Below are 20,926 nucleotides of genomic sequence, written 5' to 3'. Positions count from 1 at the left end.
CTCCCCGAGAGCCGGAACTGGATTACCAGTCCAACTTCCGGGGAGCGGTTCACACCTCAGGTGGATGAAGGAGCCCTTCATCATGTGAGCTCGGGGAGCGCGTACGCGTCGGCGGTGAGCGGCTTCGCGTCGTGCGCGTGGGCCAGCTGACAGATCGCCATCAGCCGGACACCGAGCCACGACGTCGGGGTCCACTCCAGGTCGGCCGCGTGGTCGAGCAGCCCGCGGCCGTACGCGGCGAGCAGCACGACCGCGCCCACCGTGCCGGCGCCCTCGACGCCGAGCACCAGGATGTCCCGCACCGCCGCGCCGTGCTGGTCGACCTCGGCCGCGAGCGCGGGTGTGACGGCGAGCGCCGCCCATCCGGCCATTCCGATGCGGTCGGACAGTTCGGCGATCCACCGCCGCGCGTTGTTCTCACGCCAGGTCGCACGCATCCCGCCACGGTAACCGCCGCGAGTGAAGTCCTGGTTTGAGGGGGCTCGAACCGGGTACTCGGTCCCGATGCGTCAAGCAGTCGGCGCGAGGACTCGGCTGTGGAGGCGAGAGATGACCATCGACGACATGTCGTTGCAACAGCTGCACGTGACCGCGTTGGAGAAGCTGGACAACGCCGTCTGCACAGCCCTGACCAACATCGAGGCCGACGAGGCCCGCAAGTACCTGAGCGAGGCGCTGGCCGACTGCGCGGCGACCGACACCGCTGTTCCCGCCCAGGTCCTCGCCTGTGTCGAGGCCGCGGACGAGCACTTCTCCTACAGCGAGCGGATGGAGGCGCGGACGCTGCTGACCGTCGCCCACCGCCTGCTGGCCCGCGTGCGGCGGCCGATGGTCGTGCCGAGTCCGTCCCAGCCCGGTGACGTCACGTTGCGCGCATGATTCCCGGCCGTCCCGGGTATCTCGAACGTGCGTTCGAGTGAAAGGGGACGACCGTGAACCGCACGCCGGAGAAGGATCCTCGGGACTGGACGACCGGTGACGAGCCGATGACCGGCCCCCAGGAGTCCTACCTGCACACACTCGCCCAGGAAGCGGGCGAGGAGGTGCCGGACGACCTCACCAAGGTGGAGGCCTCCCAGCTCATCGACCGGTTGCAGCAGAAGACCGGGCGCGGGAGCTGACCACCCGCACGGTGCCCAGCTCCGGGTCCGCCGGATCCGGCAGCTGCATCCCGGCGGCCAGTCCGCTGCGCACGTAGTCCAGCACGTCGTCGGTGATGACCTCACCGGGCAGCACGGCCGGCGCACCCGGCGGGTAGGGCGTGATCATCTCGGCGGCGATCCGCCCGGCCGCCCGCTGCGCCGGCACCTGCTCGACCTCCGCGAAGAACGCGTCGCGCGGCAGCATCGCCGTCTCCAGCTGCAGCTCGTCCGGTGACGGCAGGTCGACCGGCTTGGGTGAGGGCAGGTCGGCCTCGGTCAACGCGCGCAACGCCTCGACGAGCTTCTGCGCCGAGCGGTGGTCGTCGGCGTGGGTGAACTGGGCGACGACGCGCCGGTGGTCGGACAGCCCGAGCGTGACGCGCTGGTGCTCGCGCAGCCAGTCGGTCGCCTGGTAGCCGCTGATGTCCAGCCCTGACACGTCGATGACGATCTTCAGCGGGTCGAACGAGTGCACGAGGTCGCCGAACTCCATCACGTGCAGTCCCGGCAGCTCCTCGACGGCCTGCCGGACCGACTCGGCCAGTGCCAGCGCGGCGGTCAGCAGCAGCTCGCCGTGCTGCACCATCTGGCGGCGCCACCCGTCGAGCGTCGCGTAGACGAGCGAGGTCGGGCTGGTCGTGCCGAGCAGGTCCTCACGGCCCTTGAGCACCTTCGGATCCACGAGGTCGCCCTGCAGGTGGAACACCGAGCTCTGCTCCACCGCGGCACCGGACTTGTGGACGCTCGTCACGACCACGTCGGCGCCCGCGTCCATGCCCCACGGCGGCAGGTCCTTGTGGAACGGCAGATGCGCGCCCCACGCCTCGTCCACGATCAACGGCTTGCCGAACTCGTGGCACACGTCGGCGATCTCCTGGATGTCACCGCACGTCCCGTAGTCGGTCGGCGTGACCAGCAGCATGCCCTTGGCCTCCGGTTCGGCCTCGAACAGCTCGCGCACCCGGTCCGCGCCCGGCGGGTGGGCCAGGTGCCGTTCGGCGTCCCAGTTCGGACTGATCCACACAGGACAGACACCGCTCAGGATCAGGCCCGACACCACGGACTTGTGCGCGTGCCGCGGCACGATGAGCTTCTCGTGCGGCCCCGCGACCGAGAGCATGGCGCTCTTGACCGACAACGAGCTGCCGCACGTCGAGAAGAACGCGTGCTCGGCGTTGACCGCGTGCGCCATCAGCTCCTGCGCGTGCTCGATCACGCCGCCGCGCATGAGCCTGTCGTCGAGGCCGTTGAGCGCGATCACGTCGGCCTCGAACACCTCTCTGCCCAGCACGTCGAGAACCCTGGGGTCGACGCCCCTGCCCTGCCGGTGGCCGGGCGGGGTGAACGGGACGTAGCCGCGTTCGCGATACTCCTGCAACGCTTCCAGCACCGGTGCTCTGCTGTGGTCCATGGTCGTGGAGTAGCCAGGACCGAGGCTCCTCGAACCTCACCGCAGCAGAGTCCGCACGAGCTCGTGGATGTGCCTCGACGGTTCCAGGCCCAGCTCCGCGCGCAGCCGGGCGCGGTAGCTCTGGTACTGGCGCACGGCCTGCGCCGGGTTGCCGTCGGCCAGGTGCAGCTCGACGAGCGTGCGGTGCGCGCTCTCCCGCAGCGGGTCGGTCTGCACGGCGGCGAGCGCGGCCTGATGCGCGTGGTGATGATCTCCGCACGAGCGGAACCTGTCGCTGAGCACCTCCAGCGCGCGCAGCCGGGCCTGCCGCCACCAGTCGCGCTCGGCCTGCACCCACGGTTGCCACCAGCCGGGCAGCAGGTCCGCCTTCAGCATCGTCACCGCCTCGGGGCTGGCACCGGGCGCCGCGGCGAACGCGCACGCGCGCCGGAAGTCGACCTCGACGTCGGCGCCCAGCACCAGCGTGTCCTCGGTGACCACGACCAGTGGCGTCGAGGGTTTGACCAGCCGCCACAACGACGACCGCAGGCACGCGCCCGCCCTGCGTTCGGTCGTGTCCGGCCAGAGCAGCGCGGCGGCGACCGGCCGCGGCACCGGTGAGTCGCGCAACGCGAGCAGCGCCAGCAGCCTGCGCGCACCGGGCACGACGTGGACAGGTACCCGGTCGCAGTCCAACCGGAAGCCGCCGAGCAGCTGGATGTGCAACCGCGTCATGGTTGCCCGAGTGCCCGGTAGTTGCGGGCTCACACACCTTCCCGGCGAAATTGCTCCGTCCTGACCAGCGGCGGTGACGCGGCCGTGTCGTGCGCGTGGCCGCGCCGAGCCGTCCGGGTCACGGGCGCTGCCTAGCTTCGCGGTGAACCCCGAGCCAGGGAGGCGAGATGTTCCTGCACACCAGCAGGTTGCAGTTCGAGGCGAAACCAGACCGCCCGGACGCGCACTACGCCCGCAAGCTCCAGGAGCTCATCGGCGGCGCGTACGGCGAGATGACGGTGACGATGCAGTACCTGCTCCAGGGCTGGAACTGCCGGATGGAGGGCAAGTACAAGGACCTGATCATGGACGTGGCCACCGAGGAGATCGGCCACGTCGAGATGCTCGCGACGATGGTCGCGCGCCTGCTCGACAACGCGCCGTCCGAGGTGACCGCCTCAGCGGTGGCCGACGACCCGGTCGTGGCCGCGGTGATCGGCGGGATGGACCCGCAGCAGGTGATCGTGAGCGGCGGCGGGCCCACGCTGTCCGACAGCAACGGCGTTCCGTGGAACGGCCGCTACATCGTCGCGAGCGGCAACCTGATGGCCGACTTCCGCGCCAACGTCGCGGCGGAGGCACAGGGCAGGCTGCAGACCGCCCGGCTGTACAACATGACCGACGACACCGGTGTGCGCGACATGCTGAAGTTCAACCTCGCCCGCGACACGGCGCACCAGAACATGTGGCTCGCCGCGATCGAGGAGCTGCAGGAGGACGGCCTGGAAGGCCCGATCTCGCCGAGCGCGCTGTTCGACGAGGAGTACGCCGAGCACGCGGGCACGATCTGGCACAACTCCGACGGGCCCGCGGGCGCCGAGGGCGGCTGGGCGTCCGGCACCGCACCGGACGGCGTGCACGAGTTCTCCTACGTGATGAACCCGGAACCGCTGGGCGACAAGGGATCGGCGCCCAAACCCGATCCGCTGCTCTACGCCACCAGCCCCGCGAACCTCGGGCTGATCGAGAAGGCGATCCGCAAGCTCACCTGAGGAGGATGTGGGAGATGGTCGGCATCACGGTGCCAGCTCGCGTCCGGTCGGCCGCCGTCGTCATGGGCCCCGCGTTCGTCGTCGCGGTCGCGTACGTCGATCCCGGCAACTTCGCGACGAACATGGCGGGCGGCGCCGCGCACGGATTCCTGTTGTTGTGGGTGATCGTCAGCGCGAGCCTGCTCGCGATGTTCGTCCAGTACCAGTCGGCGAAGCTCGGCATCGTGACCGGCCGCAACCTGCCGGAGCTCTGCCGCGAGCACTACCCGCGGCCGGTGACGGGCCTGCTGTGGGTGCAGGCGGAGCTGGTGGCCATGGCCACCGACCTGGCGGAGTTCGTGGGCGCGGCGGTGGCGCTGAACCTGCTGTTCGGCGTGCCGCTGCTGCCCGCGGCCGGCATCACCGCGGTGGTGTCGTTCGGGATTCTCGCGCTGGCACCGCTGCGGCGGCGCCGCTTCGAGTCGGTGATCATCGGCCTGCTCGCGATCGTGCTCGGCGGTTTTCTCTACCAGACGCTGCACCTCGGCCCGCTCACCGGCGCGGCGGCCGGGCTGGTGCCGGGGTTCGCCGGGGTGGACAGCGTGCTGCTCGCGACCGGCATGCTCGGTGCCACCGTCATGCCGCACGTGATCTACCTGCACTCGGCGCTGACCCAGCGGCACCACCGGCCGGGTGACGTCCGCGGCGTGCTGCGGGCCAGCCGCACCGACATCGTGGTCGCACTGGGCATCGCCGCGACGGTGAACGTGAGCATGCTCGTGGTCGCGGCCGGTGCCTTCCACCAGGCGGGTGCGCCGCGGGAGTCGTTGGAGGACATGCACTCCGGGCTCGGCCAGCTCCTCGGACCGGGCGCTGCGCTCGCGTTCGCGCTGGCGCTGCTCGCGTCCGGGCTCGCCGCCTCCAGTGTCGGCACCTACTCCGGCCAGGTGGTGATGGAGGGGTTCCTGCGCCGCCGGATTCCGTTGTGGCTGCGGCGATCCGTGACGATGGCCCCGGCGCTCGCGGTGCTGGCGCTCGGGATCGATCCGACGAAGGCGTTGGTGCTGAGCCAGGTCGTCCTGTCGTTCGGCATCCCGTTCGCGTTGGTGCCGATGGTGCTGCTGGCCAGGCGCCGCGACGTGATGGGCGCGTCGGTGAACCGGCGTGGCGTGACGGCGGCCGGTGCGGCGGCGGCTCTGGTGATCTCCGCGCTGAACCTGTTCCTGCTCGTGCGGACGGTGGTGGGCTGATGATCGCGGCGCTGGTGCTGGGGATCGGGATCGGCGGGTTCCTCGACGGGATCGTGGCGCACCAGCTGCTCGGCTGGCACCACCTGTTGTCCGGGTGGTACCCGAGCGAGGACATGCGGCTGATGATGGTCGGTGACGGGCTGTTCCACCTTTTGTGCCTGGTCATCGTGCTCGTCGGGGTGGCGCTGCTGAACCGGCGTGCCCCGCTGCCCGAACGGGTGCTGCTGGGCGGGATCCTCGCCGGGTGGGGCGTGTTCAACCTGGTCGAAGGAGTCGTCGACCACCAGGTCCTCGGCCTTCACCACGTCCGGCCCGGACCCGATCAGCTGGCCTACGACCTGGGCTTTCTCGCGTCCGGGGCGGTGCTGCTGATGATCGGCTTCCTGTTTGCGCGTCGTGCGCGCGGGTAGCCGTTCGGTGTGGACATGGAGCAGAGGGTGACCGAGTCGAGCCTGCTGGCGAGCTTCTCCGACTACCTGGAGGCCCAGCGGCTCGTCGACCGGATGTCGGACGACGGCTTCCCGGTCGAGAGCGTGCGGATCGTCGGCGAGGGCGTCCGGACCGTCGAACAGGTGACCGGCCGCATGACGCGGGGCAGGGCGGCAGCCATGGGCGCGGCCAGCGGAGCGTGGTTCGGTGTGCTGGTCGGGCTGCTGTTCGGCCTGTTCACCGCCGGTGCGGCGTGGCTCTGGCTGCTGTTGATCAGCCTGGTGATCGGCGCGTTCTGGGGCGCTGTCTTCGGATTCGTCGCGCACTGGAGCACCCGCGGGCAGCGCGACTTCTCCAGCGTGATGACGCTGCAGGCGCAGCGGTACGAGGTGCACGTCGACAAGGAACGGGCCGCGCAGGCGGCGCGGTACGTGCTGTAGATGCAGACGTTCCTGCCGTACCCGGACTTCGCCGCGACGGCCCGGGTGCTGGACCAGCGGCGGCTCGGCAGGCAACGCGTCGAGACGCTGCAGGTGCACCGCGCGCTGGTGGTGCCGGGCCACGGCTGGCGGCACCACCCGGCGGTGAAGATGTGGACGGGGTGCGAGGAAGCGCTCGTGCGGTACGGGCTGGAGATCTGCGCCGTGTGGCGGGCCGCGGGGTTCGCCGACACGTGCGAGGTCACCATGCGGTCGGATCTGGTGCGGGCCAAGGGCATCGCGGTCGTGCGCACCCAGGACGAGCTGGCCGCGGCGGGGGAGCTGCCGGAATGGCTGGGCGACGAGGCGGTGCACCGCAGCCACCGGTCCGCGTTGGTGCGCAAGGATCCCGGGCACTACCGGCGGTACTTCCCGGACGTGCCGGACGATCTGCCTTACGTGTGGCCGGAACCGCCGACGCTCACCCGGACCGTGAACCCGTCCTCGTCGCGACCCATCGACACGTAGTCGCACGTGCGGTGCAGGATCCACAGCCCCAGGCCCGCTGACCGGGTCGCGGTGGTCGGCATGAGACCGGCCATCGGGTCCGCCGGGCCCGGTCCCTGGTCGGTCACCGCCACCACCACGCGCGAGTCGTCCGCCCACAGCCGGAACCGGACCGGGGCGACGCCGTGGCTCAGGCCGTTCGTGACGATCTCGCTGGCCGCGTACACGGCGTCGTGCGCGTCGTCCTCGCTGAGCCGGGTGCCCCTGATCGACGCGCTCACCGCCTCGCGCACCGCCGCGGGCGTCGGGTCGACCAGGACGACCAGCGGCGTGCCCTGTTCGAGCACGTCCGGCACGGGAACGCTGAGCGGCAGGCCGGTGCCGAAGCCGGGGTTGGGCAGGTGGTCGCCCGCCGTCGTCGCGACGTACTCGTGGGTGCGAGCGACGTCGGCGAGCACCTCCGCCGGCGTGATCCTGGTGTCGTTCGGGCACAGGCCCCACAGCGGGAACTCGGCGTACGCCTGGTTGACCGCGTTCTCGTACCGGCCCCACCAGTCCCAGGGCACGCCGAAGCCGGGGTGCGGGACGTCGCCGACCGTGCGGATCTGGGTCGCGCCGTCCTTGGCGAGACCGCCGAAGATGTCGCGGTAGCTCGCGATCGCGTCCGCAGGGCGGGCGTACTGGTCGGCACCCGGCAGGTACGTGACCGCGCTGTCGTCGGCGAGTGCCTCGCGCAGCAGGGTCGTGTTCTTCTCCGCGCACGCGATGAGGGTGGGCTGACCTGCGCGTAGACCGCCTTCGACGAACGGCACCGCGATCGTCAGGAAGTCGTCGTCCGAGTCGTAGAACGCCGTCTCGTGGTAGAAGCCCGTCATCGGACGCACTCCACGTCGTCGAGCTCGAGCAACGACACCAGGCGCGCCAGCGAGGACCTCTGCGAGCGGAGCACGAGCGTGGCCGCGTTCGCCCGCGCGTACCCGTGCAGCGCCAGCAGGCCGTGGTGGTCGATGAACCGCAGACCGGTGGCGTCGACGCGGAGCGCGCCCTGGTTGGGGGCGGTGTTCCGCAGCGCCAGCGACAGCAGCTCGCGGCTCACGCCGTCGACCTCACCGTGCAACGCGATGCCGTCCTCGGTGGCGTGCAGGCGGAACGGCGCGCACCGGGCGTTGTTGACCGGGTGCAGGGAGCTCAGCCGCGCGATCGCCGGCTCGGACAGCTCCGCGCGGTGGTAGGCGCACATGGCGGAGAACGGTTCCGTGGTCATGTACCGGTCGATGAGGTGCTCGTAGCGGCAGAACGCGTCGAGCGAGCCCGGCGAGAGCACCAGAGCCGTCGCGTCCGCCGCCACCCGCAACCCGGTGAAGCCGTCCCGGACCGCCGCGCGCGTCGCCTCGGCGTACGCCTCGACCTGCTCCTCCGGCGTGACGGTGGTGCTGGTGCGGTAGCGCGACTCCAGCGAGACCACGTCGACCCTGCCGTCCCGCACCGCCTCGGCGAGCACGGGCTCCGCCTCCAGATGCGTGGCGAGGTCGTCACCGCGTGCCACGTAACAGGCGCGCTGACCGAGCTGAAGGCCGTCGGCGAGGAACTCCGCCGCCCGCGCGCGGAACTCGGCGAAGTCGTCGAAGGGCCAGCAGAGGTGGTCGTTCGGGTTCAGCCCGACGACGACGTCGGTGACACCGGACGTGCGCATGACGCCCGATCCTACGCTCGCACCCTGTGGTCCATCCGAGGGAACATGTGGCCCGATCGGCGATGCCTCGCCCGCGAGACCGCACTCACACATGTACTGCGCTACGGTCGTGTCGGGTTGAGCAGCCAGCCCGTGTGACGGTCGTGCGTCCCGGCGAGAGGTTGCCGCATGTACACCGACGAGGTTCCTTTCCACACCACGAGCGAGACCGTGGGTGCGGCGGTCGTCGTCCACGTCACCGGCGAGCTGGACCTCGCAACGGCCGATGAGCTGTCCGACTGCCTGCGCGGCGCCGTGCGCTCGGTGGGCCCGCTCGCTCCCGTCGTGGTGGACTTGACCGCGGTGGACTTCCTCGGTGCCTGCGGCATCGGGGTGTTGCTCGATCACCAGGACATGTGCCTGAGCAAGGGCAGTGCGCTCATGGTCGTCGCGACGACGCCCGCGGTGCTGCGGCCGTTGCAGGTGCTGGAGCTCACGGAGCTGCTGGGCGTCCGGTCGTGCGTGCCGGACGCACTGGAGGCGCCGGGGATGTCCGGCAGGGCGTGATCCGTCCACAGAGGACCTGGAAGGAGGAGCGCCACGGACGACCCGTCCTTCGTGATGCTCGCGAACCTGCTCCAGGACAGCCACCTCATCACTCTGGAGCAGGTACCGGCCGTCGTCGAGAAGCACGCGGCCGTCGCGGGGTTCTCGGAGGTCATCCTCCTGGTCGCGGACCTGCGCGAGCAGTCGCTGATCGCGCTCGACTCCGGTGGCACGCGGACGTTCCCGGTGGACGCGAGCCTCGCGGGCAGGGCGTTCCGGGACGTCACGCTGATCGTGACCCCGCACGGCGGTGACCGTCACTTCTGGATCCCGTTGCTGGACGGGACCGAGCGCATCGGCGTGCTGGGCGCCACCGCGCGGGACAGCACCAGGTCCACTGTGGACCGGCTGCTGGCGCTGGCTTCGCTGGTCGCGCTGACGCTGGTGAGCAAACGCCAGCACAGCGACACCTACCAGCGGCTCGTGCGCACCCAGCCGATGACCATCGCGTCCGAGGTCGTGTGGCCGCTGATGCCGCCGCTCACCTTCGCCACCGAGAGCCTCGTGCTCACGGCCGTGCTGGAACCCGCGTACGAGATAGGCGGTGACGCCGTCGACTACGCCGTCGCCGGCGACGTGGTGCACCTGTCGATGTTCGACGCGATGGGGCACGACCAGTCCGCAGGCCTGACGGTCGCGCTCGCGACCGGCGCGTGCCGCAACTCCCGCCGCCGTGATCTGAGCCTGGTCGACACCAGCGTCGTCGTGGACGAGGTGATCAACGAGCAGTTCGGCGGGCGGAGGTTCGCCACCGGTGTGCTCGCCGACCTCGACTACCGCACCGGCGTGCTGAGCTGGGTGAACCGCGGCCATCCCGCGCCGCTGCTGATCCGCCAGGGCCGCTGGCTGCGGCAGCTGCGGTGCCGCCCGGCACCGCCGATGGGGTTCGGTCTGCCCTCGAAACCGGTGCTGTGCCACGAACACCTCGAACCCGGTGACCGCCTGCTCTTCTACACCGACGGCATCGTCGAGGCGCGGGACGCGCGCGGCCGCCAGTTCGGCCTGCGGCGGTTCGCGGACTTCGTGATCCGCCGCGAGGCCGACGGGTGCGCGGCGCCCGAGACGTTGCGCCGCCTGATGCGCACGGTGCTCGACCACCAGAACGGGCGGCTGCAGGACGACGCGAGCGCGCTGCTCGTCGAGTGGCAGCACGACCGCGAGAAGTCGTTGCTCGTGTCGGCGCCTAACCGTGCCTGATCCAGCGCAGCACCACCCAGATCACGGCGATCCCGGCCAGCAGGCCGAGACCCGACCTCGCGGTGACGACGCGCTCGACGTTGGTCTGCCTGTTGAGCTCCTTGTCCTTCTTCATCCGGCGGCCCCCTTCAGGTCCTAGAGCATCGGCGGCATCGCGCGGTAGCTCTCGGTGTAGTACTCGCCCGTGCGGCGCCGGTAGTCCTCGTGGTTGTCAGGGTCGTACTCGGGCGCGTTCTTGATCTGCTCCTTGGTGCGGTCGACGTAGACCTTGCGCTCATTGTGGTCCACGCGCCGCACCGTGCCCACCGGCAGCACGACGGTGCGCCCGAAGATCCACGGGCCGGTGGAGATCATCAGGCAGTCGTTCGGCACCTTGGCGTTGTCCTCGTCGATCTTGCCGATGCTGCCGTCGGTCGCCTCGACCTCGTAGCCGATCAGGCCGGTGTCGGGACGGCGGGCGAGCTCGGCGTCGCCGGGCCTCGACTCGTCGGGTACGGGCTCGTCCATCCAGGACGGGTCTCTCCAGACCCACGGGACGAACGGGACTGGTTGCATCTCGGCCTCCCTGTCCGCTGAATCCGTGTCTCTGGAATCGGCTACCCGGGCCGTCCTCGGATCAACCAGGCGTCAGTCCCGCGTCACGCCGTCGACCACGAGGGACAGGCCGATGCCGAGCATCCACACGTCCTTGGCGAGCCCGATGCCCTGCTCGGTCGGCCAGATGCTGCCCTCGCGCCGCATTCCCGGGGTCTTCGCGTACAGGCCGAGCAAGGCCCCGGCGAACCCCGTGAGCGCGGCACCCGCGACCACCGCGGGCACGAACGGCATCAGCAGCGCGGCGCCGGTCGCCATCTCGCCGGCGGCCAGCAGCCTGGTGAACCGCCGTGCGTCGAGCTTGCCGAGCACCGGGTAGGTGCTCGATGCCCAGCCGTGCAGCTGTCCTGCCGTCTCCTCGTCGGCGTTGCGCTTGCCGAGCCCTGAATGCAACACGAACGCCCCGGCGGCGACGCGGGCGGGCAGTTGCCGCAGGAGCGAGCGGCTGATCATGTCGTGGCCTCCTCGTTGCGTGGCGAAACCGCCGGGTACCCGAGCGCAGGGGAGTTCAGACGCGCAGCACCTTGGACAGCACGGCGTTCAGCGCGGTCGCCGTCGTCGTGGCGCCCGCCGCGATGCTCCAGCCGATGGGTCCCAGCGGGGTGCAGCCGAAGAACCCGCTCACGCCCGGCGTCTGGATGACCGCGGCCAGCGCCGCCGCCGAACCCAGGCTCGCGCCGAGCACCCGGCGGTCCATCCCGCCGGTGACGAGCGTCTGTCCCAGCTGCGTTCCCACCAGCGCGGCCAGCGCCACCGTGCTCGCCCTGCGTGAGCGGCCGGTGAGCCGTGCGATGGCCCACGCCGTGCTCGCGCCGAACGTGGTCGTCAGCGCCCGCAGCAGGATGTCGCGGTCGAGCTGACCGCCCAGCGACGTCTCGGGTCCCTCGTGCAGCAGGCTCTCCATCTGGTCGGGTTTGGGCGGGCGCAACGCGATGGCCAGCGCGGGCGCGAGGTCGGTCAGCAGATTCACCAGCAGGATCTGCCTGGCGTTCAGCGGGGACCGGCCGGTGATCAGCGCGGCGAGGACGTTGAAGCCGATCTCGCCGAGGTTGCCGCCGAGCAGGATCGCGAGCGCCTCGCGCACCGACGACCACATCGCCCTGCCTTCCAGCACGGCGGCGGTGATCGTCTCCAGCCGGTCGTCGGTCACGACGAGGTCGGCGGCGCTGCGGGCGGCCGGGGTACCGCGCCGGCCCAGCGCGATGCCGACGTCGGCGAGGCGGATCGCCGGAGCGTCGTTGGCGCCGTCGCCCGTCATCGCGACCGTGCGGCCGACCCGTTGGTACGCCTGGATGATCCGCACCTTGTGGGTCGGGCTGCAGCGGGCGATGACGTCCACTTCGGACAGCGCGTCGGCGAGCTTGTCGTCGTCCAGCTCGTCCAGTTCGGAGCCAGTGATCACGCGCTGGTTCTCGCCCTGGTGCACGGTCGAGGCGATGGCGTCCGCGGTGGCCGGGTGGTCACCGGTGATCATCACGACCTTCACACCCGCGGCGGCGAGCTGTTCCGCGGCGGGTGCGGCGCTGTCCCGCACGGGATCGGCCAGCGCGACGAAACCGCGGAACTGAAGGTCCCGCACCGCGTCGTCGGAGGCCTCGATGCTGTCGGCCACGCGTTCGGCGACGGCCAGCACGCGGTGACCCGACCCGGCGAGCTGCTCCATGCGGTCCTTGACCGCGGCGCGGGAGTCCTCGTCCAGGGCGCACCGCGCCAGCACGATCTCCGGGGCGCCCTTGACGCTGAGCAGCGTCCGCTTGCCGATCGAGCCGGTTGTCGCGTGGTAGCCGCGTGACGGTTCGAACGGCAGATCCGCCTTGCGTCGCCACGCGCGGGCGCCCGTGCGCACACCGACCCGTGCTTTGCGCGCGCCGGACGTCACGGCCCGGTCGGTCTGGTGTTCCAGCTCCTCACGGCTGCGGGCCGCAGGCGTGGCGCGCAGAGCGGCGGCCAGCACGTCCCGCAGCGGTCCGTCCAAAGAGGACACCTGGGCGAGCCGGTCGGCCGTGCCGACCTTGGCCAGGCTCAGGCTGCCCTCGGTCAGCGTGCCGGTCTTGTCGAAGCACAGCACGTCGACGCGTCCCAAAGCCTCGATCGTGCGCGGATTCCTGACCAACGCGCCATGATCGGCGAGGCGGCGCGCGGCACCGAGCTGGGCGGCGTTCACCAGGAACGGCAGGCCCTCCGGCACCGACGCCACGGCGAGGTTGACCGCGGCGCTCAGCGTCTGCTGCGGCGGAATCCCGCGCAGCAGCCCGGAACCGGTGACCGCGGCGGCAGCGCCCAGCGCGAGCGGCATGGCCGTGCGGGTCAGCGACTCCAGCCGTGACTCGACACCGCCGGCCGGCGTGTGCTGGCGCGCGGTGGCCATGCTGCGCCCGGCCTCCGTCGCCATCCCCGTGGCCACGACCACCGCGATCGCGTTGCCGGTCGCGATCGTCGTGCCCTCGTAGAGCATCGAGCTGCGCGCGGAGATGTCCGCGGCGACCACCGGGGCGCTGTCCTTCGCCACCGGCAGCGACTCGCCGGTCAGCGACGACTCGTCGGCCTCCAGCGCGGTGGCCTCGAGGATCCGGCAGTCCGCGGGCACGACGTCGGACGATCGCAGCACCACGACGTCGCCCGGCACCAGGTCACCGGCCGCGACGGTGACCTCCGCGCCGTCCCTGCGCACGCACGCCCCGACCGCCGAAAGCCTGAACAGGTCCGCGAGCGCTCGGTCGGTCTGCACCCGCTGCACGCTCCCGACCAGCGCCGATGCCCCCGTGATGGCCGCGACGAGCCCCGCGTCCATCGGCGAGCCGACCGCCGCAGCCAGCGCGGCGCCCAGCGCCAGGACCGGCGTCAGCGGGTTCGCGAGCTCCTCGACGAACGCCTGCCAGAGGCTCAGCCCGAGCGGCTCCTGACCGGTGCCGGACGCGCGGGCCCGCCGCTGGACCTCCTTGCCGGTCAGCCCTTCGACGTCGGCTTGGAGCCGCTCCAACACCACGTCGACGGGCATCAGGTGCCACGGCGTGGTGCTCACCGGCGGTGAGATCGGCCGGGAAAGCAGCTGGTGAGCGCGCCAATGGCCGAGGGCGAACCCGATCGCCGCCGCCGCGTTGCCCGCGAAGAGCCCGCGCGAGGCCGCCCGCGGACCCGGCGTCTGCACCGCCGCCACCGCACCGACCCCGGAACCTCCCGCGGCGAGCTTGATGCCGTCCGAGTCCACCCGTGAGGCCACGCCGACCGCGTCGATCACCAGCGCCGCGGCCTCGAAGTCCTGTCCCACCAGCACGTGCGCGCCCCACGCAGGAGGTTCGCCGGTGCGGAAAGCCCCGAGCCCGCAGTCGGCAGCGCCCAGTGCCCGCCGGTCACCGGACAGCAGCAGGACGACCCCGCCGCGCTCTTGCACCGACCGCACCGAACGGGCGAGGTCCGCTCCACCCGGCACGACCTCGTCGACGAACGAGAACTTGCCGTTCGGGCCGTCGGCGGCGAGCACGACCCGCGCACCGGCCCGGCGCGCGGCCGCGGCGATCGCCTGCACGCCGTGCGCGTGCTGGGCCGACACCCCGACGACCGCGAGCAGCCGCTGTCGTTTCCAGAGCCCCAGCACGTCGTCGGCGCCCCGCTTGCGCAGCCGCTCGGCCCCCTGCTTGCCGCGGGTGCCCTCCAACGGCCCGAGCCGCCAGCCGTCCGCCTCCCGCACCTGGTCAGGCGCCTGCGGGTCGAACAGCTCGAACGCCACCGCCGCGATCTCGCGGGGATCGGCACCCGCCATCGGCACGACGTCGGTCAGCTCGGTGTGCCCGGTGCGCAGCGCCCGTTCGTCCAGCACGACCGTGTCGATCTGCCCGAGCCGCCGCAGCACACCGCGATCCATCACGATCACGCCGCGCTTGGCGAGAATCCGGCCGAGGTAGGTCGCGAACCCCTCCCGTGCGGCGGCGGGAGCCTTCGGCGTCGAGGCCAGCCCGAGCGCCAGTGCCCGCCGGGGCCCGAAGAACGGCACAGCGGCGGCGGCCGCCAGCGCGCCGACCCCCATCGCCCGCTCGGCGTACCGGTCGACCGGGTCCTGCGGCAACGCGACGGGCCTGGGCTGCAGGACCGGCTCACCCGCCGCGTGCTCCGGTCCGGCGACGAGCTCCGGTTCCGCGGCGTTCCAGGCCTGCCGGTAGGCGCGCGCCTCGCGGATCTGCGCGATCCGCTCGGCGCCGTCGAGCAGGATGCCCTCGCCACCGGCAGCGAGTCCCTGGGCCAGTGCGGACAGGTGCGGCAGGAGCGAGTCCGCGGCCTCCTTGCCGGTCAACGCTTTCAGCTTCGGGTGGTGCTGGAGGATCGACCCGAGCGCGGCGAACTCGGTGGGCAGCGGCACCCACTGCGTCAGCCTCGTCACCGCCGACAGCCCGAGCCCGACGGCGTCCGCCGCCAGCGCCGACACCGTCTGGCGGGTCCGCGGTCCCTCACACGGGTGGTGCAGTTCCTCGCACGCTTCCTCGTCGCCGTGCTCGGCCGCGTGGCGCTCGGCCCGCTCGATGATCCGGATCAGCTCGTCGCGGCGCGGCCCCGGCGAGTCGACGGCGACGACCACGCGTTGCGCGGGCGCGTTGACCCTCGCCCACAGCACGCCGTCGAGGCTCTCGAGCCGTTGTTCGACAGCCTTGATCAGGCGCAGGGCGTGCGGCGTGTCGAGGCCGTGCACCTCGACGTGCAGCCGCCCCTGCCGTGCCCAGACCTGCCTGCGCCGCAGTCCGACGAGATCTCTCAGCAACCCTGGCAGATGCACCTCAGGGGGATGACCGACTGCTGTGAACGCCAAACACCACGCCACGATCGCGCGATCATTAGGCTTCAAGCATGTCCGCCGGCCCGAGACCTGACGACGCGCACGCGCTCGACGAGCTGATCGCCGCGCTGCGCGCGTTGAAGGTGTGGGCGGGAAATCCCTCGTTGCGGCAGATGGAGAAGCTGTCGGGGCTCGCCCGCAGCACGCTGGCCGACGCGCTCAGCCCGCGCAGGAAGACCGCGCCGACGCTCGAGGTGTTCCGCGGGCTGCTGCGGGCGTTCAAGGTGCCGGAGGACGAGATCGAGCCGTGGCTCGCCGCGTGGCGCCGGGTTCAGGCAGAACCGGCCCGCGCCCCCGTCGTCCCGGCCGTGGTGCCGCGGCAGTTGCCCGCGGCCGTGCCGGGTTTCACCGGGCGCGCCAAGGCGTTCAAGGAGCTGACCGCGCTGCTGGAGGGCGGCAGCAGGCTCGCGGTGGTGTGCGGGATTCCCGGCGTGGGCAAGACGGCGCTGGCCGTGCAGTGGGCGCACCAGGTGGCGAACCGGTTCCCGGACGGCCAGCTGTACCTCGACCTGCGCGGCTACTCGTCCGGTCCGCCGGTCACCCCGGACCAGGCGCTGGCGCTCGCGATCCGCGCGTTCGGCGTACCCGGTGAGGACATCCCGCTGCAGCAGGACGCGATGATCGGCATGTACCGGTCGATCACGTCGGACAAGCGCGTTCTCGTCATGGTGGACAACGCGCCGAGCGCCGCACACGTGCGGCCGCTGGTGCCCGGCGGGCCGGGCTGCATGACCGTCGTGACGAGCCGTGATCGCCTCGGCGGGCTCGTGGCGCGCGATGGCGCGCACCGGCTGGAACTGGGGGTGCTCACGCCGGAGGAAGCACCGGCCGTGGTGATCGGCGTGCTGGGCCCGGAACGGGTGCTGCGCGAGGAAGCGGCCGTCGAGGAGCTCGTGCGGCTGTGCGGCCATCTTCCGCTGGCGTTGCGGATCGTCGCGGCGAACCTCGCCGACCGTCCACATCAGACGATCGCGGAGCTGATGGCGGAGCTCACCGCGGGCGACCGCCTCACCGCGCTGGAGGTGGAGGGCGACTCCGACGCCGCGGTGCGCACGACGTTCGACCACTCCTACGCGGCGCTCGACCCGGCGGCACGGATGTTGTTCCGCCGCATGGGGATGGCGCCGGGACCGGAGCTCCCTGCGCGTGCCGCGGCGGCGTTGCTCGACGGCCAGGATGCCGAGGCGGCATTGCGCACGCTGGTCGCCGCACACCTGGTGGAAGTGCGGTCCGCTGGCCGGTACGGGCTGCACGACCTGCTGCGCCTCTACGCGCGCGAACGGTACGCGGCCGAGGAAGACCAGACCGACGAGTCGATCAGTCGTCTCTACGCGCAATACCTGGACATGGCCGTGGCGGCGGCACGCGCCGTGCGTCCGGACTTCTCGGTGCTCGCGACCAGCACGCCGCGGCACACGTTCGCCAACGCCACCGAGGCGTTGCAGTGGTTCGACGCGGAACGGTCCACTGTGGTCACCGCGGTCGAGCAGGCGGAGTCGCTGGGACAGGCGCCGATGGCGTGGTTGCTGACCGACGCGCTGCGCGGCTGCTACTGGCTGCGCCGCCACACCGCGGAATGGCTGGCCATCGCTCAGGTCGGCCTGGCCGCCGCCGCGGGGAACCCGAGCGCGTCCGCGGCGATGCACCTGTCGCTGGGCACCGCGCACTGGGGCGCTGGTGATCACCGGGCCGCCGCCACGCACTTCGAGCAGGCCGTCGAGTTCAGCCGCGCGGCGGGGGACCGGTTCCGCGAGTTCAGCACGCTCGGCAACCTCGGCGGCGTCTACTCGGAGCTGGGCTCGCTGGAGGAGGCTGCCGACTGCCTGCGTCGCGAGCTGGCCTTCTACACCGAGATCGGCGACACGGCGAGGCGCGCGCGGTCGCTCGGCAACCTCGGCCTGACCGAGATGCGGCTGGGCCGGCTGGTCGAGGCCGCGACCGACCTGAAGCTGGCCGTGGACCTGCGGGAGGAGATCGGCGAGACCCGGTCCGCCGCGAACTCGCTCGGAGCGCTCGGTGTCGTGCACCGCTACCTCGGCGACCTCGACCAGGCCGCGCACTTCCTGCAGCGGGCCCAGCAGCTCAACCACGACCACGAGGACCGGGTCAGCGAGGCCGCGGCGCTCGACGACCTCGCCCGCGTCCACCGCGACGCCGGACGGCAGGAGGAAGCGCTGCGGTGCGCGGACCAGGCGCTCGCGCTCGCCAAGGGCTCCGGCCGGGTGGAGATCGACGCTCTGATCACCCTCGCCGCGATCCGCGGCCGCAGGGACGACCTGCGCAGGGCACGGCGGAGGGCGGTCGCGATCGGCTACGGCCACGGCGAGGCGGACGCGTTGGTCGAGCTGGCCTGGCTGGACCTCGCCGCCGGTGACGCCGAGGCCGCTGTGAGGGACGCGTCGCAGGCGCACGAACGTGCGGACGCCACCGGTCAGAGCATCCTGGCCGGGCTCGCGCTCGTGGCTTTGACCAGGGCGTATGAGGCGCAGGGAAACACGGCCGCCGCTGCGGAAACACGGCTGCGGGCAGAGGAAGTGCTCGCGAGCGCCGGATATCGGGGTGTCCGGGATCGTCCGAACGGCTTGTGAGCCGCCACGGCACTTGGTACATCCGTGGTCCAAGGGGGGAACAGATGAAGAGTTTTGCTGTGTCGGTGGCTGCTGCCCTGGCCCTCGGCGTGCTCGTCGCGCCGGCTGCGAGCGCGGGGTGCGATCCGGTCTACGATCCGGGCTCGCCGTGTCCGGGGAAGTTCGTGCTGAAGGTCGACCTGCCCGGCGGCGAGACGATGGTGGACGGCAAGTTCGTCGAGCACTCGGTGGCGTTGTTCCTGCCGTCGTACGTGAAGGACACCGCCGACGACGGTCTCGATGCCCGGCTGTGGGTGCTCTACGGCAAGTACAACGGCGTTCTCTACAAGGAGCCGATCGCCACCGCATCGGGGCTGGGCGCGAAGACGGACGTCGAGTGGACCGGGCCGGCCGACGTGGCGGTCAACTGGTTCCAGGTGCGCGTGTGTCTCGGCCCTGGTGAGGACCGTTGCTCCAGGTGGGTGGGCTGATGAGGAGCATTGCCGCGGTCGCCGCCGCCCTGGCCCTCGGTGTGCTCGTCGTGCCGGCCGCGGACGCGGCCCGTGATCCCGTCTACGATCCCGGTGCGCCACGACCGGGCACGTTCGTGCTGAACGCCGGCCTGCCCGGCGGCGAGGCGGTGGTGGACGGCAAGTTCGCTGAGCGCTCGGTGACGTTGCGCCTGCCGTCGTACGTGAAGGACACCGCCGACGACGGCTTCGACGCCCGGCTGTGGGTGCTCTACGGCAAGTACAACGGCGTCAGTTACAAGGAACCGATCGCCACCGCGTCGGGTGCCGGCGTGAAGACGGACGTCGTGTGGGCCGCGCCGGCCGACGTGGTCGTCGACTGGTTCGAAGCGCGCGTGTGTCTCGGCCCTGGTGAGGACCGTTGCTCCAAGTGGGTGGGCTGACCGGCGGTCCGGCTGTCCGGATCTGTCCGGGGTCGTCCGAACGTCTTTCCCGGTGAGGGGCCTGGGACAACGCTCGACAGGTGGGGAGTTCACCGACGTGCCGCCGGTCCGGCCTGGGGGTCTGGACCGTCGGCACCACCGTTTCCGTTCCGTCGACCGTGAGCCTGCCGCGCACCAGCTGATGCGATGAGTTCGGGGCCTGCGCCTGGTCCACCCTCTCAACACGGGAGGAGTGGACCAGGTGGACCTGTACAGCGTGATGTGTGTGAGTGACCTCGCCGGGTCGATGGAGTGGTACGAGGTGTTCTTCGGCCGCAAGGCGGACGAGATCATCGGCGAGGAGCACCTCTGGCGGGTGGGGGAGAACGCGTACGTCGTCATCGACGCCCGAGAGGTGCGGGCGCGGCGCGTCGGCGGGTCGATGATCACGTTCGGGGTGAGCGGGACCGAGTTCGACGAGATCATGGCCAGGATCGCCCGGCACGGCCTGCCTCACGGGCCGACGGAGACGTACTCCAACGGCGTCCGCCACGTCGAGGTGCTCGACCCGGACGGCAACAGCTTGTCCCTGGCCGCCGTGCCGTAGCCGCTCCGGGTCCAGTTGCGACAAGGCTGGTTGCGGCCAGACTGGGCACCATGACCAGCGACCCGACCGTGAACGCCTTCATCGCCGCCGTCAACGCGGGTGACAGGAAGGCGTTCTTCGACCTGCTCACGCCGGACGCGACGATGTCCGACGACGGCACGGACCGCGACCTCCGCGCGTGGACCGCCAAGGAGATCTTCGACGACAACGGGCACATGGAGGTCGAGTCCGAATCCGACGTTGGGAAGTCGCTGATCATCCGGTACCGCAACGACACCTGGGGCGAGATGCGCACGTACTGGCGGTTCGACGTAGAGTCGGGGAAGGTCAGCCGATTCGAGACGGGACAGGCGTAGATGAGCGACGAGAACGTGCTCGGCCGCATCAACGAACTGGTCGACGAGGAGCACCGGCTGCGTCAGCAGCTCGCGGCCGGCGAGATCAGCACGGACGAGGAGCACGCGCGGCTGCGTGCCCTGGAGGAAGCCCTCGACCAGTGCTGGGACCTGCTGCGGCGCCGGCGGTCTGCCCGCGACCAGGGTGGGAACGCGGACGACGTCCCGGCTCGTTCGGTCGGTGAGGTCGAGGGCTACCTGCAGTAGCCCTGCTTCGTGTCGCGGAAGATGATCCAGCGCATCACGCTGTACATGAAGGCGGCCTCGCAGGCGCCGGCGACGACGCGCGACACGAGGTACTGCACGCCGATCGCGGTCAGCGCGCTGCCGACGCCGAGGATGAACGCCAGGTAGTTGATCAGGATCGCCACCGCGTAGAGGCCTGCCTGCGGGCCGACGGGGGCGTGCGAGCGGAAGTTCAGCGCGCGGTTGAGCACGAAGCTCAGACCGAACGCGAGGACGTACGCGACGGTGAACGCGAGCGGCACCGGCAGGCCGAGCCCGCTGCGGAACGCGGTGAGCAGCAGCAGGTCGACGGCGAACGTGAACCCGTTGATCAGCGCGAAGCCCAGGAAGCTCGGCGCGACCACCTTCGCGAGACCGAACGGCAGCCGCCTCACGACGACTTCCATCAGCGCGTGGAACCGCTGTCCGAAGTCCTTGTCCGCCACGGTGTTGCCGGTCATGGT

The 20,926-nt window shown here is 71.4% G+C and carries 25 protein-coding genes; 15 read left to right on the top strand and 10 right to left on the bottom strand.

Going from position 1 to position 20,926, the window contains the following annotated elements; translation table 11 throughout:
• Positions 1-80: 80 nt before the first annotated feature.
• Positions 81-437, bottom strand: a complete 357-nt coding sequence (locus IEZ09_RS04120) for a DUF6401 family natural product biosynthesis protein (protein ID WP_189252137.1) — start codon at positions 435-437, stop codon at positions 81-83.
• Between the two features lie 112 nt (positions 438-549).
• Between IEZ09_RS04120 and IEZ09_RS04115 the strand changes: the two genes are divergently transcribed.
• Entirely contained in the window at positions 550-879 is a 330-nt protein-coding gene (locus IEZ09_RS04115) for a hypothetical protein (RefSeq protein WP_189252136.1), read from the top strand.
• Between the two features lie 107 nt (positions 880-986).
• Positions 987-1,121, top strand: coding sequence for a DUF3072 domain-containing protein (locus IEZ09_RS04110; RefSeq protein ID WP_229812235.1), 135 nt, complete (start codon positions 987-989; stop codon positions 1,119-1,121).
• Here IEZ09_RS04110 and IEZ09_RS04105 read toward each other — a convergent pair.
• Together IEZ09_RS04105 and IEZ09_RS04100 are read right to left on the bottom strand one after the other, a co-directional pair.
• The gene (locus IEZ09_RS04105) at positions 1,081-2,553 is read right to left on the bottom strand and encodes an aminotransferase class I/II-fold pyridoxal phosphate-dependent enzyme (RefSeq protein ID WP_189252135.1); all 1,473 of its coding nucleotides are present in this window, start codon (positions 2,551-2,553) and stop codon (positions 1,081-1,083) included. The genes IEZ09_RS04110 and IEZ09_RS04105 overlap by 41 nt on opposite strands.
• Before the next feature lie 36 nt (positions 2,554-2,589).
• Positions 2,590-3,267, bottom strand: coding sequence for an AfsR/SARP family transcriptional regulator (locus IEZ09_RS04100; protein WP_189252134.1), 678 nt, complete (start codon positions 3,265-3,267; stop codon positions 2,590-2,592).
• Positions 3,268-3,434: 167 nt separating this feature from the next.
• Here IEZ09_RS04100 and IEZ09_RS04095 point away from each other — a divergent pair, with 167 nt between their 5' ends.
• Genes IEZ09_RS04095 through IEZ09_RS04075 form a run of 5 tightly spaced genes read left to right on the top strand, consistent with a single transcriptional unit; the run spans position 3,435 to position 6,903 of the window.
• Entirely contained in the window at positions 3,435-4,298 is an 864-nt protein-coding gene (locus IEZ09_RS04095) for a manganese catalase (protein ID WP_189252133.1), read from the top strand.
• Positions 4,299-4,303: 5 nt separating this feature from the next.
• On the top strand, positions 4,304-5,527 hold the full coding sequence (locus tag IEZ09_RS04090) for an Nramp family divalent metal transporter (RefSeq protein WP_189252132.1): 1,224 nt from the start codon (positions 4,304-4,306) through the stop codon (positions 5,525-5,527).
• Entirely contained in the window at positions 5,527-5,937 is a 411-nt protein-coding gene (locus tag IEZ09_RS04085) for a DUF2243 domain-containing protein (protein ID WP_189252131.1), read from the top strand. Before IEZ09_RS04090 ends, IEZ09_RS04085 begins: the two co-directional genes overlap by 1 nt.
• Before the next feature lie 15 nt (positions 5,938-5,952).
• Complete coding sequence (locus tag IEZ09_RS04080) at positions 5,953-6,396, top strand: YflT domain-containing protein (RefSeq protein WP_189252130.1); 444 nt, start codon at positions 5,953-5,955, stop codon at positions 6,394-6,396.
• Positions 6,397-6,903 (top strand): MSMEG_6728 family protein, encoded by a 507-nt coding sequence (locus IEZ09_RS04075; protein WP_189252129.1) that lies wholly within the window; start codon positions 6,397-6,399, stop codon positions 6,901-6,903.
• Here the strand turns inward: IEZ09_RS04075 and IEZ09_RS04070 are convergent.
• Positions 6,831-7,757, bottom strand: a complete 927-nt coding sequence (locus IEZ09_RS04070) for a sensor histidine kinase (RefSeq protein WP_189252128.1) — start codon at positions 7,755-7,757, stop codon at positions 6,831-6,833. The genes IEZ09_RS04075 and IEZ09_RS04070 overlap by 73 nt on opposite strands.
• Positions 7,754-8,575, bottom strand: coding sequence for an MEDS domain-containing protein (locus IEZ09_RS04065; protein ID WP_189252127.1), 822 nt, complete (start codon positions 8,573-8,575; stop codon positions 7,754-7,756). The genes IEZ09_RS04070 and IEZ09_RS04065 overlap by 4 nt, the downstream gene beginning before the upstream one ends.
• A 168-nt stretch (positions 8,576-8,743) precedes the next feature.
• Here IEZ09_RS04065 and IEZ09_RS04060 point away from each other — a divergent pair, with 168 nt between their 5' ends.
• Together IEZ09_RS04060 and IEZ09_RS04055 are read left to right on the top strand one after the other, a co-directional pair.
• A complete protein-coding gene (locus tag IEZ09_RS04060) occupies positions 8,744-9,121 on the top strand; it encodes an STAS domain-containing protein (RefSeq protein ID WP_189252126.1) in 378 nt (125 codons plus the stop codon).
• A 54-nt stretch (positions 9,122-9,175) separates the two neighbouring features.
• Positions 9,176-10,357, top strand: a complete 1,182-nt coding sequence (locus tag IEZ09_RS04055) for a PP2C family protein-serine/threonine phosphatase (RefSeq protein WP_189252221.1) — start codon at positions 9,176-9,178, stop codon at positions 10,355-10,357.
• Here IEZ09_RS04055 and IEZ09_RS47385 read toward each other — a convergent pair.
• The 4 genes from IEZ09_RS47385 to IEZ09_RS04040 form a co-directional block, all read right to left on the bottom strand.
• On the bottom strand, positions 10,344-10,472 hold the full coding sequence (locus IEZ09_RS47385; protein ID WP_268247596.1) for a hypothetical protein: 129 nt from the start codon (positions 10,470-10,472) through the stop codon (positions 10,344-10,346). The two genes, IEZ09_RS04055 and IEZ09_RS47385, sit on opposite strands and share 14 nt — an antisense overlap.
• Before the next feature lie 20 nt (positions 10,473-10,492).
• Entirely contained in the window at positions 10,493-10,912 is a 420-nt protein-coding gene (locus IEZ09_RS04050) for a PRC-barrel domain containing protein (RefSeq protein ID WP_189252125.1), read from the bottom strand.
• 72 nt (positions 10,913-10,984) lie between these two features.
• Positions 10,985-11,404, bottom strand: coding sequence for a hypothetical protein (locus IEZ09_RS04045; RefSeq protein ID WP_189252124.1), 420 nt, complete (start codon positions 11,402-11,404; stop codon positions 10,985-10,987).
• 55 nt (positions 11,405-11,459) lie between these two features.
• Positions 11,460-15,701: an HAD-IC family P-type ATPase gene (locus IEZ09_RS04040; protein ID WP_229812217.1), complete on the bottom strand. Its 4,242-nt coding sequence runs from the start codon at positions 15,699-15,701 to the stop codon at positions 11,460-11,462.
• 86 nt (positions 15,702-15,787) lie between these two features.
• Between IEZ09_RS04040 and IEZ09_RS04035 the strand changes: the two genes are divergently transcribed.
• The 6 genes from IEZ09_RS04035 (at position 15,788) to IEZ09_RS04010 (ending at position 20,444) form a co-directional block, all read left to right on the top strand.
• Entirely contained in the window at positions 15,788-18,364 is a 2,577-nt protein-coding gene (locus tag IEZ09_RS04035; RefSeq protein WP_189252122.1) for an ATP-binding protein, read from the top strand.
• A 44-nt stretch (positions 18,365-18,408) separates the two neighbouring features.
• Complete coding sequence (locus tag IEZ09_RS04030; protein ID WP_189252121.1) at positions 18,409-18,834, top strand: hypothetical protein; 426 nt, start codon at positions 18,409-18,411, stop codon at positions 18,832-18,834.
• Positions 18,834-19,256, top strand: a complete 423-nt coding sequence (locus IEZ09_RS04025) for a hypothetical protein (protein WP_189252120.1) — start codon at positions 18,834-18,836, stop codon at positions 19,254-19,256. Before IEZ09_RS04030 ends, IEZ09_RS04025 begins: the two co-directional genes overlap by 1 nt.
• 259 nt (positions 19,257-19,515) lie before the next feature.
• A complete protein-coding gene (locus IEZ09_RS04020) occupies positions 19,516-19,842 on the top strand; it encodes a VOC family protein (protein WP_229812234.1) in 327 nt (108 codons plus the stop codon).
• Positions 19,843-19,892: 50 nt separating this feature from the next.
• The gene (locus tag IEZ09_RS04015) at positions 19,893-20,198 is read left to right on the top strand and encodes a nuclear transport factor 2-like protein (protein ID WP_189252118.1); all 306 of its coding nucleotides are present in this window, start codon (positions 19,893-19,895) and stop codon (positions 20,196-20,198) included.
• Entirely contained in the window at positions 20,199-20,444 is a 246-nt protein-coding gene (locus IEZ09_RS04010) for a DUF2630 family protein (protein ID WP_189252117.1), read from the top strand.
• On the opposite strand, the gene IEZ09_RS04005 is transcribed toward IEZ09_RS04010, so the two are convergent.
• The gene (locus IEZ09_RS04005; protein ID WP_189252116.1) at positions 20,432-20,923 is read right to left on the bottom strand and encodes a GtrA family protein; all 492 of its coding nucleotides are present in this window, start codon (positions 20,921-20,923) and stop codon (positions 20,432-20,434) included. The two genes, IEZ09_RS04010 and IEZ09_RS04005, sit on opposite strands and share 13 nt — an antisense overlap.
• Between the last annotated feature and the right edge of the window lie 3 nt (positions 20,924-20,926).

This window comes from Lentzea flava, assembly GCF_014648475.1.
Classification (GTDB): domain Bacteria; phylum Actinomycetota; class Actinomycetes; order Mycobacteriales; family Pseudonocardiaceae; genus Lentzea; species Lentzea flava.
The sequence above is the reverse complement of the archived record's forward strand: the minus strand, read 5'-3'. Positions and strand labels throughout refer to the sequence as shown.

What these genes read in the sequence shown, in the direction of transcription:
- IEZ09_RS04120 (WP_189252137.1), bottom strand. Translation starts at nt 437, where the DNA reads ATGCGTGCGACCTGGCGTGAGAACAACGCGCGGCGGTGGATCGCCGAA.
- IEZ09_RS04090 (WP_189252132.1), top strand. Translation starts at nt 4,304, where the DNA reads ATGTGGGAGATGGTCGGCATCACGGTGCCAGCTCGCGTCCGGTCGGCC.
- IEZ09_RS04045 (WP_189252124.1), bottom strand. Translation starts at nt 11,404, where the DNA reads ATGATCAGCCGCTCGCTCCTGCGGCAACTGCCCGCCCGCGTCGCCGCC.
- IEZ09_RS04055 (WP_189252221.1), top strand. Translation starts at nt 9,176, where the DNA reads ATGCTCGCGAACCTGCTCCAGGACAGCCACCTCATCACTCTGGAGCAG.
- IEZ09_RS04010 (WP_189252117.1), top strand. Translation starts at nt 20,199, where the DNA reads ATGAGCGACGAGAACGTGCTCGGCCGCATCAACGAACTGGTCGACGAG.
- IEZ09_RS04100 (WP_189252134.1), bottom strand. Translation starts at nt 3,267, where the DNA reads ATGACGCGGTTGCACATCCAGCTGCTCGGCGGCTTCCGGTTGGACTGC.
- IEZ09_RS47385 (WP_268247596.1), bottom strand. Translation starts at nt 10,472, where the DNA reads ATGAAGAAGGACAAGGAGCTCAACAGGCAGACCAACGTCGAGCGCGTC.
- IEZ09_RS04035 (WP_189252122.1), top strand. Translation starts at nt 15,788, where the DNA reads ATGTCCGCCGGCCCGAGACCTGACGACGCGCACGCGCTCGACGAGCTG.
- IEZ09_RS04065 (WP_189252127.1), bottom strand. Translation starts at nt 8,575, where the DNA reads ATGCGCACGTCCGGTGTCACCGACGTCGTCGTCGGGCTGAACCCGAAC.
- IEZ09_RS04115 (WP_189252136.1), top strand. Translation starts at nt 550, where the DNA reads ATGACCATCGACGACATGTCGTTGCAACAGCTGCACGTGACCGCGTTG.
- IEZ09_RS04110 (WP_229812235.1), top strand. Translation starts at nt 987, where the DNA reads ATGACCGGCCCCCAGGAGTCCTACCTGCACACACTCGCCCAGGAAGCG.
- IEZ09_RS04025 (WP_189252120.1), top strand. Translation starts at nt 18,834, where the DNA reads ATGAGGAGCATTGCCGCGGTCGCCGCCGCCCTGGCCCTCGGTGTGCTC.
- IEZ09_RS04070 (WP_189252128.1), bottom strand. Translation starts at nt 7,757, where the DNA reads ATGACGGGCTTCTACCACGAGACGGCGTTCTACGACTCGGACGACGAC.
- IEZ09_RS04050 (WP_189252125.1), bottom strand. Translation starts at nt 10,912, where the DNA reads ATGCAACCAGTCCCGTTCGTCCCGTGGGTCTGGAGAGACCCGTCCTGG.
- IEZ09_RS04030 (WP_189252121.1), top strand. Translation starts at nt 18,409, where the DNA reads ATGAAGAGTTTTGCTGTGTCGGTGGCTGCTGCCCTGGCCCTCGGCGTG.
- IEZ09_RS04075 (WP_189252129.1), top strand. Translation starts at nt 6,397, where the DNA reads ATGCAGACGTTCCTGCCGTACCCGGACTTCGCCGCGACGGCCCGGGTG.
- IEZ09_RS04020 (WP_229812234.1), top strand. Translation starts at nt 19,516, where the DNA reads ATGTGTGTGAGTGACCTCGCCGGGTCGATGGAGTGGTACGAGGTGTTC.
- IEZ09_RS04015 (WP_189252118.1), top strand. Translation starts at nt 19,893, where the DNA reads ATGACCAGCGACCCGACCGTGAACGCCTTCATCGCCGCCGTCAACGCG.
- IEZ09_RS04085 (WP_189252131.1), top strand. Translation starts at nt 5,527, where the DNA reads ATGATCGCGGCGCTGGTGCTGGGGATCGGGATCGGCGGGTTCCTCGAC.
- IEZ09_RS04105 (WP_189252135.1), bottom strand. Translation starts at nt 2,553, where the DNA reads ATGGACCACAGCAGAGCACCGGTGCTGGAAGCGTTGCAGGAGTATCGC.
- IEZ09_RS04060 (WP_189252126.1), top strand. Translation starts at nt 8,744, where the DNA reads ATGTACACCGACGAGGTTCCTTTCCACACCACGAGCGAGACCGTGGGT.
- IEZ09_RS04095 (WP_189252133.1), top strand. Translation starts at nt 3,435, where the DNA reads ATGTTCCTGCACACCAGCAGGTTGCAGTTCGAGGCGAAACCAGACCGC.
- IEZ09_RS04005 (WP_189252116.1), bottom strand. Translation starts at nt 20,923, where the DNA reads ATGACCGGCAACACCGTGGCGGACAAGGACTTCGGACAGCGGTTCCAC.
- IEZ09_RS04080 (WP_189252130.1), top strand. Translation starts at nt 5,953, where the DNA reads ATGGAGCAGAGGGTGACCGAGTCGAGCCTGCTGGCGAGCTTCTCCGAC.